Source organism: Legionella rubrilucens, from assembly GCF_001468125.1.
Taxonomy (GTDB): Bacteria; Pseudomonadota; Gammaproteobacteria; order Legionellales; family Legionellaceae; genus Legionella_C; species Legionella_C rubrilucens.
On sequence record NZ_LNYT01000020.1, the window covers coordinates 464,321 to 475,667 of the forward strand.

Below are 11,347 nucleotides of genomic sequence, written 5' to 3' on the forward strand. Positions count from 1 at the left end.
TTTAATAAGGTTTGCGGTAGGGTACATACACCGGTTCCCAGATGTGAGCGCGAATGAGTTTTTCAATGTCGGTCTCTGTTTTATAATCAGCCAATTCACTTTTGACTGCCTCTTTAGCCACAGCCAGAGCAACCTGGTAGGACACTTCCCGCACGTCGTCAAGCGGGGGCAACAGGTTGGCATTCGGGTTTTGCAGGGCTGGCGAGCAACCGGCCAAGGCTCTGGCGGCGGCCATGAACATTTTGTCCGTGACCCGTCTTGCCTGAACGGCGATCAAGCCAAGGCCCATGCCTGGAAAAATATAGACATTGTTGGTCTGATCGATACGGAAATCCTGACCGCGGCGTTTGATTACGCCAAAAGGGCTGCCTGTGCCAATCACGGCGCGATCGTCAGTCCATTGGATTAAATCCTGAGGAACCGCTTCACTGCGTGAAATCGGGTTGGAGAGCGGCATAATAATCGGACGCTCCACATGAGCGGCCATTTCCCGAACCAACTCTTCAGTAAACAGATTGGGTTGGCCGGAAACGCCGAGCAGGGCATTGGGATGCAAGTTGCGAATGACGTCTTTTAAGCTGATTTCAGCATTGTTTTCACATTGCCAGCCGGAAATGGCGGCGCGGGATTTTAACAGTTGCTGTTGGAAGGGCAGAAGGCCGGTCATGCCTTCAAGCAGTAACCCGTTTCGGTCAATCATGTAAATCTGAGAACGCGCTTGCGCTTCCGAAATGCCGTCTTCCACCATGGCGTGCACAATCAGTTCGGCAATGCCGCAACCGGCAGATCCGGCGCCCACAATGACAATGCGTTGTTCGCTTAGGCGAATACCGGTTACCTGAACGGCGGCAAACAAGGTGCCTGTGGCGACGGCGGCTGTCCCCTGAATGTCGTCATTGAAGGTGCACAGCTGATCGCGGTAAGTATTGAGCAAACGGGTCGCGTTTTGCAGGGCAAAATCCTCCCATTGCAGTAGAATATGGGGAAAGCGTTTTTTCAAGGCCTGAACAAAACGATCAACAAAGTCATCGTATTCCTGATCACGGACCCGTTCATGCCGCCAGCCCATGTACAGGGGATCCTGCAGCAAATCGCTGTTGTTTGTTCCGGTGTCCAGTAACACGGGTAAGGTGGACGCAGGATGAATGCCTGCGCAGGCACAATACAGGGCCAGCTTGCCGATGGGAATGCCCATTCCGCCTGCGCCCTGATCCCCAAGACCCAGGATGCGTTCGCCATCCGAGACAACGATGGCTTTGACATTATCAAAGCGAGGATTGGCAAGAATCATGTCGATTTTGTCGCGGTTCGGATAGGAAATGAACAAGCCGCGCGGACGTCGATAAATATGACTGAATCGTTGACAGGCCGAACCCACGACCGGTGTGTAGACAATGGGCATGATTTCAGTGATGTGTTCACAAAGTAAACTATAAAACAGTGTTTCGTTCGAGTCCTGAAGATCCCGCATGTAGATGTATTTTTCCAATTCACTGGTTTTGCTTTTAAAGGCTTCATACGAGCGGGCGCGCTGTTGGGCGAGGTTGCTTTCCTCAGGGGGCAAGAGACCGAATAATTTGAAATCCACCCGTTCCTGGTTGCTGAAACCGGAGCCTTTATTCAGGATGGGGTTGGTTATCAGGGCGAAGTCCGTGGTTTTAACTTCGTAATAGATTTGCCCATTGTCATCCGTTAATTGTTTATAGTCCATCGAATTCTCCCTGAATAATGGCTTTACCTTAAGTCTAGAGTTAAATGTTACTTTTTGTTTAATTTTTCAGTGATTTCTTCAACACTGGCCGGTGACCCGAAATACCCTCCCTGGCCATATCGGCAGCCCACGCGGATTAATTTTTCAACCGTCGCTTCGTCGGGAATCCCACAGGCCATGACGTTCAGTTCAAGGGCTGCTGCCATCTGAATGATGGTATGAACAATGCGTGTTTTCTTTTCATCCTGGACCATTTTTATAACAAAGGAGCGATCAATTTTGACTTCGCGTATGGGAAAATTGGTCAGGTAAACAAAAGAGGTGTAGCCCGTGGAAAAATCCTTAATGGCAATTTGAATGCCCATCTGCGTCAGCGGCATCAGGGTGTGCAAAGCACGGGCCTGATCACTCAGGCATGCCTTTTCAGTTAAGGCCAATTTCAGGTATTTTCCGTCAAGCTGGTGGGCCGTCAGCAAATCCTTAATCATCGTTACCAGTTCCGGATCGCCAATGTCCATGATCGACAGGTCGACTTCGCCGTAGATCGTATGGCCTTCTTTGTGCCAGAGGGATAATTGTTTGATCAATGTTTTTAACGAGAAAAAGGTGACTTTTTTGGCATAGCGGGTATCGTTCATTAATTGGAAGAGTTTTTCTTCATTTAAAATTGCCCAATCGGCCAAATCCAGTTTAACTGAGCCTTCGACGCCTACTATTTTTCCAGTGGCCAGTTCAAGATGAGGCTGGAGCTGGATAACAGCCTGTTCAGCATCCATGATTTGTTCAAATTCATCCAGCATTTCCCGATTAATGGTGGTTCTTTCCTGTATGTCTTTGTGATAGATCGCATAAGGTTTGCCTTCTTTTTTAGCAAAATAAATGCTGTCCGTGGCATGCATCATCAGCGTTTCGGCCTTGGTGCCGTGGGTAGGGTAAAGGGCGGCGCCGATGGTGGTCATGATGTTCATGTTAATGCCTTCAATCATGAAATTGACGGAGGTGTATTCCTGAATCCGATGCAGCAGCTCATCGATATCCTGATTGGGACTTAAGCGCGGCAGGAGAATGGCAAATTCATCATTCCGTAAACGGGCGATCACATTCATGCCCATGTAGGCTTCGAGCATAAAGGGTTCAATCAACAGGCTTTTTAATTTTTCGGCAAACTGTTTAAGAAAACTGTTGGAGTGAAATGTACCGAAACTGTAGCTGATTTCTTTGAAGTCACTGATACTTAACACAAAAACAGCCGCCCGGCTTTCCTGGTTTTCCTGTTCAATTTGAGTAATGGCCTGTTTGATCCTTTCCACAAACAGCTTGTAATTTGGCAGGTTAGTCAGGCTGTCGTGGGTGCTTTCGTATTTGAGTTTGATTTCAAGATCATCTTTTTTGCTGGTTAATTCCCGGGTTTTATCACGAAGGATGGTTTCAGCCTTGTGCACAAGACCATAGCAGAAGGATTGCCCCCAGTAAGCAAACATAAAGGGGGTGAGATCAAGGGCCCAAATGGCTGGATTGGTGGTTTGGGCTAAGACAATGCTCTCGAGGGTGATGCTGCCTGTGATTTGATATGCGACGATCAGTGTTGCGGTTAAAATACTTCCCATCGAAATCAGCAAGCCAAGCAGCGAATAGCGGTTCACATGGCTTTTCAAAACTTCCGAGTTGAGAATGGACATGGTGGAGTCACTTTTTCTTTTTCTTGATAACCTTATTTCGACAGGATTTAAAAAACCTTTAAAGTTGGATTTGCCTAAGCTTCCTGCGTGGGCAAATCCACGGAATTTACAGGTTTATGGCCGGGGTGGTGTCGAAGCGATGCGTTGCGGCATTGAGCTCGATGAGGTGACGTTCCAGCGTTTTTGTCCATTTTTTCAGGCTTTGACAGGTTTCAATTTTTTTCACCCTGAAAAAGTCAGGTTCAAGTCCCTGCTCCTGCAATTGCTTTTTTAACGCGTCATCAATGCCGGCCAATAAACAGCGTTTGACGCTGCTTGCGCAATTATTGACAATGAACGAGTAGGTTTGTTCTTTTTCCTCTTTCATGGCCTGCATGATTTTCCTTTCATCAAGGCCAATGGTGACTGAATCTGCTGCAGGTAAATAAAGGGTCAGATCCGGGTGGCGGCCGGTGGTGACCTGCGATTCCGCCCTGATGAATTGATTTTCGCGCAGGCTGAGATCAATGTATTGGGCGCGCAAGATTTTTATATCGTTCTCATTACGGCCATTGAGGCGAAGGACGGCGTCATCAAGCTGTTTCTTCAACTCATTCTCTTCCTGCTGACGTTGCAACAATTGCTTATCCAGGTTTTGACTATCGCACCGGTAATGTTTCTCCAACTTTTTCTGAGTGCGCAACAGCCCTTCTTCTTTGTGAACAAGCCGCTGCTGTTGCTTGGTCAGTTTATTGATTTCCTTGTTTAATGCCAGAAACTGCGCCATGGATTGGTCATCCCGTTGTTCAAGGTTATACAGATAACGATGGACGGTTTTTTTCCTGGTTAATTGCGTCTGAGTCTTTTGTTGCGCTTTTCGGTTTTTTTGCAACTCATACTGCAGTTGCTGCATCTCCTGTTTATGATTAAGATCCAGGGTCTGCTTTTGCTGAAGCAGCTTTTTTTGTTGCTCACGGTTTTCTTCCAGTTTGAGCTGGCTGAGTGGGAGCATGGCATGCAGGTCGGCGAATTCGGTGAGTTCCCGCTTTAATTTCTGCTGCAGCAGGCTGATCGCGTTGTCCTTTCGGTAGTGTAATGTAGGATGTTTGATAGTGACAGGTTGAGCTGCGGTCTCTTCAAGCAGCATGTCTTCAGTATGGGTTTTAAATTCCGGTTTAATCCCTTTAATCCGGGGCTTGCTGTCAGTTAGTTTGAAAAACAGGTGTGCGGCTTCTTTTAACAATTTGGGGCGTTCTTCAGGCCAGAAGCTTAGAATAAAGCTATTGCAGCGCACCCATTGAGGTTTATGGGAGGCATGGCCCTCTTTTTTATCATCCACCGGCACGGCAATGGTTTTTAAGGTGGCTTGGCCTTTAAGGGGTTCAAGAACCGTTTGAGAATAAGCAAAATGCGCTGAATTCTCAGTGATTTCAAGCTGAAGATTGGCATGCCCGATGTGTTCATTGTTATCCTGGGAAGCCAGTAAAGGCCCGAAATAACTGTGGGTGATGCGCTTACTAAATAATTGGGTGGTCGAAAGCCAGATGTTGACGGTAATCATAAATACAACTCGTTACACAAACCGCCTTATTGTAGCAGTTTTAGATTAAGACAATATTAATGCTGCCTGTCAGGCCGGTTCTTTCATCCACCGCGGGCTGGCCGACGATTGATAATGCATGAACCTGTCCAGTAAAGCCAGAGGTGACTGACCAACAAGAATCCCGTGACGGCAGCGGCTGTTAAAAAAACCTTCAGTGACGGCGTGATCCAGAAACTGAAGAAGCAAATCATAATAACCCGCGGTATTCAATAAGCCACAGGGTTTTTGATGATGGCCGAGCTGCGCTGAAACGACCATTTCAAAAAATTCATCCAGTGAACCGGCACCGCCGGGCAGCATGAGAAAACCCTCGGCCAGACTGGCGATTAATTGTTTCCTTTCGGCCATGGAATGGACGATGTGGAGCTCGGTTAAACGTTCATGAGCAATATCGACTTCAACCAGGGATTGGGGAATGACTCCGATCACTTTTCCTCCCTGGTTCAGAAGGCGATTGGCCAGAATCCCCATGAGGCCAACGGTTGCACCCCCATAGATTAAGGTGATGTTGTTATCAAACAGAGCATCCGCCAGCGCATTGGCCTGTTCGGCATAGACGGCTGAATGACCCAGGCTTGCGCCACAAAAAACAGCCAGCGTCTTCATTGCAAAAGTTCCTGTTAACAGCGATGGAACTGCAAGGATACAATGTTTGGCAGAAAGTCAACAACAGGGGCCCGGGAAAGTAAAAGAAAACATTTGATTTTATGGGAAAAAATCATTATCGTATCCCTTCGTTTTAGCTTGAAGGCCAGGTCCTCAACGTGTTGAAAACGCCGGATTTTGTTGACTTTTCTCAATTGTCCAGGGATGAAGCGGCTTGCTGGCTTCAGGAGTTCAACCTGCGGCTTACCGTCGATGAAGCCCTGACCATTCAGAATAAGCTGTTAAAACGTCCTCCTACCTACGCCGAATGCGTTCTCTGGTCCATTCAGGGCTCCGAACATTGCTCCTACAAAAGCAGCAGAAAACACCTCAAACAGTTCATTACCGACGCGCCGCATGTGATCCTTGGACCTAAGGAAGATGCGGGTATCGTGGCTGTAGCCGCCGACAAGGAAGGACGGCGTTACGGCATTGTCATGAGCCATGAGTCACACAATCATCCGTCGCAACTGGTGCCTTATGAAGGCGCGGCGACCGGTGTGGGCGGCAATGTTCGTGATGTGTGCTGTATGGGAGCCGAAGTGATTGCGGTCGCTGACAGTCTGCGATTTGGCCAGCGTCATCGGCCTAAAACCCGTTGGCTGGAACAGGGGGTTGTACGCGGCATTGCAGGCTATGCCAACCCGTTGGGTATCCCCAATCTGGCAGGCGATGTCGATTACGATGAAGGGTATAATGAAAATTGCCTGGTAACCGTCGTGACCCTGGGTGTTGTCCGCGAAGATCAGGTGATTCATTCCTATGCACCGCCCAATGCGGATGACTATCATTTTGTCCTGGTCGGCAAACCGACAGACAACAGCGGTTTTGGCGGCGCAGCGTTTGCCTCATCCAATCTGGACAGCGAACGGGAAGAAGAAAACAAGGGCGCAGTACAGGAACCGAATGCATTCCTGCAGCGTCACCTGCTGAAAGCCAATTATGCATTCTTTGCCTGGTTGCGTGAGCGCAACCTGATTGATCGCGTCGGATTTAAGGATTTAGGCGCGGGCGGCATTGCCTGTGCCAGCGTGGAACTGGCCGAAGCCGGCGGATATGGCGCTGAAATTGATTTGGAAACGGTGCCCACCAGCATGGCTAATCTCCCCCCCGCGGTCATCCTGTGTTCGGAAACCCAGGAACGTTTCATGTGGGTCGTGCCCAAAAGCCTTCTCCCCGATTTGCTGAGTCATTACAACGAACGCTTTGCTCTGCCGGAAATCTGTGATGGCGCCAGGGCTACGGTCATCGGCCGTTTGCGTCGGGATGATCGCTACCTGGTGCGTTATCAGGGCAAGAATCTGGTCGATGCCTGCTCGAGAGACATTACTCAGGGGATTTTATACGATAGACCCTACGTCAGCCGTCCATGCCATTTTTCCGAGGCGAACAGGCCTTCCAGTGACGATTTAACCGAGGTTCTGCTCCGTTTGCTCGCGCATGAAACCATTGCTTCAAGAGCCCCCATTTACGAAATGTACGATAAACAGGTGCAGGGGCGCACTGTTCTGGAACGGGGATGCGCTGATGCGGGTGTGATGGCCCCTTTCAATGAAGACAAATACCCGGAAGAAATTCAAAAAACCGGCATTGCTCTGGCGGTAGGACAAAATCCCAGGTTCAATAAAATCAGCGCCTATTGGGGCGCTGTCAATGCAGTCACTGACGCTGTGCGTAAGGTGGTCGCGACAGGTGCCTGGCCCTGTGCGCTCACCGATTGCCTGTGTTTCGGCAATCCTGAAAAACCGGAACAGATGGGGGAGTTTGTGGAGGCCGTCAAAGGCATAGCTGATGCGGCGGGTGCGGTGAACATGCTTGATACGGGGGCGAGTTTACCCATTATCTCAGGCAATGTGTCCCTTTATAACGAGTCTTCCGCAGGCGCTATTCCTCCAGGCCCTATGATCAGTTGTTTAGGTCGTATGCCCGATTACACAAGGGCATTGACCTGCGATTTAAAACAACAAGGTTCTGTACTGTACCTCATCGGCGAGCGGCGTCAACAGGGGGGCGGCAGTGTGTATGATGCCCTTCATCAATATTCAGCTACAGACCTCCCTCAGCCGAATCTTGCTGTTTTGCAGGCCGAATTACAGGCTGTTTATGAAGCGATTCAGGGTCAGTTGGTTCTTGCCGCCCATGCCATCACCCGCGGCGGCCTCGCGGTAGCTGTGGCCGAAATGGCGTTTAAAAACAACCTGGGCGTCGATATTACACCGCCTGCGGCCTCCGCATTAGTCCCTTGGTTATTCGCGGAAGAGGGCGGCTTTATTCTGGAGGTACCGCCGCAGCACGCCTATTCAATTGAACAATTATTTAAAGAAAGTGCTGTTCCCTGTGTCGCTATCGGCGAGACAACGGCTTCTTCGACACTGACAGTGCATTCAGCCATTCATTTATCCTTACACCTGGCTCGCAAGGCCTGGGAAAACGGTTTACGCGAAGGAGACTGTTGTGACAAGCATTGATTACAAAGCGGCTGGTGTGGATGTCGAGGCCGGTAACAGGGCTGTGCGCAGTATCAAAGCGGCCGTGGAGAGCACCTTTTCACCGCGCGTATTGACCGGAATTGGTCATTTTGCCTCGATGTTTGATTTAAAACCCTTACTGGAGGAGTATGAACATCCGGTCATGGTGCAAAGCATTGACGGTGTCGGCACGAAAATGATGGTGGCGAAACGGATGCAAAAATTTGATACCATCGGCATGGATTTAGTCAGTGCCACCACCAATGACATCATTGTCCTTGGCGCCAAACCCCTGACCCTGCTTGATTACGTTGCCAATGATAAACTCGACCCAGTCATTATTGAACAAATCGTGAGCGGCATGGTCGTTGCCTGTCGGGAAAATCAGATTTCACTGGTGGGTGGTGAAACCGCTGAAATGCCGGGTACCTACCTGCCCGGGGAGTTTGACTTAGTCGGTGTGATTACCGGCGTGGTTGACAAACACAAGGCGATTACCGGAAAAACCATCTGTGAAGGCGACACGGTGGTGACCTTCCCTTCCAGTGGGCTGCATACCAATGGTTACTCGCTGGCACGCAAACTGTTTTTTGGTGTTCTGGGGCTCGATGTCGACAGTTATCATCACGATTTGGGACGCACCATTGGCGAAGAATTGTTAACGCCTCATCTTAATTACACGCAACCCGTTCACCGTATTTTAGCGCAAGGCCTCACCATCAAAGGCATGGCCCACATCACTGGCGGCGGTTTATTGGAAAATATTCCGCGTATCCTGCCGCCGGGTTGCGGGGTGGAAATTGAAAAAAAACGCATCCCTCATTTGCCAGTTTTTGATGTCATGAAGCAGTTAAGCCGTTTGGATGATGAGCAAATGTTCCGCACCTTTAACATGGGTGCTGGCCTGGTTTTAATTCTTTCGCCTGAGGACTTGAACGCGGTCAGGGAAGTCCTGCAGAAATCCTACTCCCTGCCTGTCTATGAAATTGGCAAGGTCGTTCGCAGCCAGCAACAGGTGACCTTACTATGATACGGATTGGATTGCTGCTCTTTCCCGGTTCCAATTGCGAGCGTGAGACCGCAATGGCGGTAAAACGGGCAGGCATGAATCCGGTTGACGTGTTATGGAATGAACCGCCTGAGACCTTGCGGGCATTGGACGGCTTTATTCTGGTGGGTGGTTTTTCTTATGAAGATCGTTCCCGTGCCGGTATTATCGCAGCGCTTCAGCCCATCATGCAGGAAATCAAACAGCAAAGCCGCCTCGGTAAACCCATTCTGGGTATCTGTAACGGGGCGCAGATCCTCGTCGAGGCCGGGCTGGTACCCGGGTTGGTTGATGCCGAGGGGCAAATGGCATTGACTGAAAACCGGCGTATTCGCCAGGGCCGAATTCTCGGTACCGGTTTCTACAACGCGTGGGTTACCCTGCGTCTGAGCGAAGGTCATCAAGCCAATGCCTTTACCCGTCATCTGAATGCCAACGACAGGCTTCAGCTTCCCGTTGCGCATGCCCAGGGACGTTTTGTCATGCCGGATGGCTTATTGCAGCAGCTCATCACCCGGGGACTGAATCTGTTCCAATATTGCGATGCCGAAGGCCGGATTGTCGATCATTTCCCGGTAAACCCTAATGGCTCCGTCAACAATTTAGCCGCAGTCAGCAATGCCGCCGGTAACGTGTTGGCGATGATGCCGCACCCGGAACGTACGGTGAATGGCGATAAACTGTTGACCTCCATGCGCGACTACATTGAAACAGGCATTCGCTCTTCCGGTTCAGCCGATTGCCCTGCCAGGACGGTTTCACGACCTGATGCGGCTTATCGTCAGACAGCTCAGGCTCACCAATGCCTGGTGAAGTTAACCATCACGGACAACCAGGCCATGACCGTGCAGAAAACCCTGCAGGCGATGGGTTTTCCGGTGCGTGTCCATCGTTATGTGCACTGGGAGCTGGTTGGTCCTGACTCCGGGATGATGCAGGCAATTAAACAGGCTGGTGTTTTGTTTTGCGATCGAAAGGAACAGGAAATGCCTGCTGACGCAATTCATAAGACCAGGGCGCTGTCCTATTTAGTTCGAGCCAAAGACGATGTCCACGGTCAGGACATGCGGCAAACCTTGGTTGACCATTACGGTTTTGAGGCAGTGAAAACGGTTCATCACGGCATTGTCTGGCAATTTGAGAGTGATGAAGCCGATGTCACCACGCTGATTGATAGAATTCTTTCCACCAACATGATAGGGAATCCATACGCTCATGAATGCTATCGCTACGACGCCCCGTTATCAGGATGAAATTCGCGCCCAGTGGCCGTTTCTTCTCGATAAGACCCATTTGCCCATTAATCACCGCACCCAGGGCAAAGTCCGGGATGCCTATGACCTGGGTGAACATATTCTACTCATTACCACCGATCGCCTGACCGCATTTGACCGGCCCCTGGCGTTAATTCCCTGCAAGGGGCAGGTGTTGAACCTCACCAGTGCATGGTGGTTTGAGCAAACAGCCAGTCTGGTTCCCAATCATGTGATTGCTGTGCCGGATCCCAATGTGGTTGTCGCAAAAAAATGCCAGGTTTTTCCCATTGAATTTGTGGTACGAGGTTACATTACCGGGACAACGGACACGTCCTTATGGACCCAGTATCAAAAAGGCGTCCGTCAGTATTGCGGCATTACAATCCCTGAAGGCTTGAAGAAAAATCAAGCCCTGGAGCGGCCGGTACTCACCCCGACCACCAAGGAAAAAATTCATGATCGTCCCATTTCACCGGATGAGATCATTGCAGAAGGCTGGATGACGGAAGCGCACTGGTTAAAAGCCAGTGCGCTGGCGCTGAAGTTATATCAACGCGGTGTGGAATTGGCGGCTCAGCATGGATTGATTCTGGTCGACACCAAATACGAGTTTGGCGTCGATGACGCAGGCAATGTGCTGGTTGTCGATGAAATCCATACCCCCGATTCCAGCCGTTACTGGCTGGCGTCGTCTTATCAGGAGCGGCTGGCGGCAGGCCTTGAGCCGGAGAACATCGATAAAGAATTTTTAAGGTTATGGTTTGCCAAACACTGCGATCCATATCACGACAAAGAGCTGCCGCAGGCGCCCCAGGCGTTGGTTGAACAATTATCCGAACGGTATATTCAATTGTATGAAATGATTACCGGAAAGCCGTTTGCCTTTCCAACTCACGACGAACCGGTCGAGCAGCGCATTTTAAGAAACATTGCCCCTTACTTACGATAGGCGGACACT

Annotated in this window: 8 protein-coding genes; 4 read left to right on the top strand and 4 right to left on the bottom strand. The window is 50.0% G+C overall.

Annotated features, from left to right (window positions below; translation table 11 throughout):
- Position 1: 1 nt before the first annotated feature.
- The 4 genes from Lrub_RS09845 to Lrub_RS09860 form a co-directional block, all read right to left on the bottom strand.
- Positions 2-1,711, bottom strand: coding sequence for an NAD-dependent malic enzyme (locus tag Lrub_RS09845; RefSeq protein ID WP_058531934.1), 1,710 nt, complete (start codon positions 1,709-1,711; stop codon positions 2-4).
- A gap of 47 nt (positions 1,712-1,758) precedes the next feature.
- Complete coding sequence (locus Lrub_RS09850) at positions 1,759-3,390, bottom strand: bifunctional diguanylate cyclase/phosphodiesterase (RefSeq protein WP_058531935.1); 1,632 nt, start codon at positions 3,388-3,390, stop codon at positions 1,759-1,761.
- A gap of 106 nt (positions 3,391-3,496) precedes the next feature.
- Positions 3,497-4,930 carry a coiled-coil domain-containing protein gene (locus Lrub_RS09855; protein WP_058531936.1) on the bottom strand — a complete coding sequence of 478 codons (1,434 nt, stop codon included), beginning with the start codon at positions 4,928-4,930 and terminating at the stop codon, positions 3,497-3,499.
- A 69-nt stretch (positions 4,931-4,999) separates the two neighbouring features.
- Positions 5,000-5,578, bottom strand: coding sequence for an LOG family protein (locus tag Lrub_RS09860; RefSeq protein WP_058531937.1), 579 nt, complete (start codon positions 5,576-5,578; stop codon positions 5,000-5,002).
- Between the two features lie 158 nt (positions 5,579-5,736).
- On the opposite strand from Lrub_RS09860, the gene purL reads away from it, so the two are divergent.
- The 4 genes from purL to Lrub_RS09880 are packed head-to-tail and all read left to right on the top strand — an operon-like array spanning position 5,737 to position 11,338.
- Positions 5,737-8,085 (top strand): phosphoribosylformylglycinamidine synthase subunit PurL, encoded by a 2,349-nt coding sequence (gene purL, locus Lrub_RS09865; RefSeq protein ID WP_058531938.1) that lies wholly within the window; start codon positions 5,737-5,739, stop codon positions 8,083-8,085.
- On the top strand, positions 8,072-9,115 hold the full coding sequence (gene purM / locus Lrub_RS09870) for a phosphoribosylformylglycinamidine cyclo-ligase (protein ID WP_058531939.1): 1,044 nt from the start codon (positions 8,072-8,074) through the stop codon (positions 9,113-9,115). The genes purL and purM overlap by 14 nt, the downstream gene beginning before the upstream one ends.
- Positions 9,112-10,386 carry a phosphoribosylformylglycinamidine synthase I gene (gene purQ / locus Lrub_RS09875; protein ID WP_058531940.1) on the top strand — a complete coding sequence of 425 codons (1,275 nt, stop codon included), beginning with the start codon at positions 9,112-9,114 and terminating at the stop codon, positions 10,384-10,386. The genes purM and purQ overlap by 4 nt, the downstream gene beginning before the upstream one ends.
- Positions 10,349-11,338, top strand: coding sequence for a phosphoribosylaminoimidazolesuccinocarboxamide synthase (locus tag Lrub_RS09880; RefSeq protein WP_058531941.1), 990 nt, complete (start codon positions 10,349-10,351; stop codon positions 11,336-11,338). The genes purQ and Lrub_RS09880 overlap by 38 nt, the downstream gene beginning before the upstream one ends.
- The last annotated feature ends 9 nt before the right edge of the window (positions 11,339-11,347 follow it).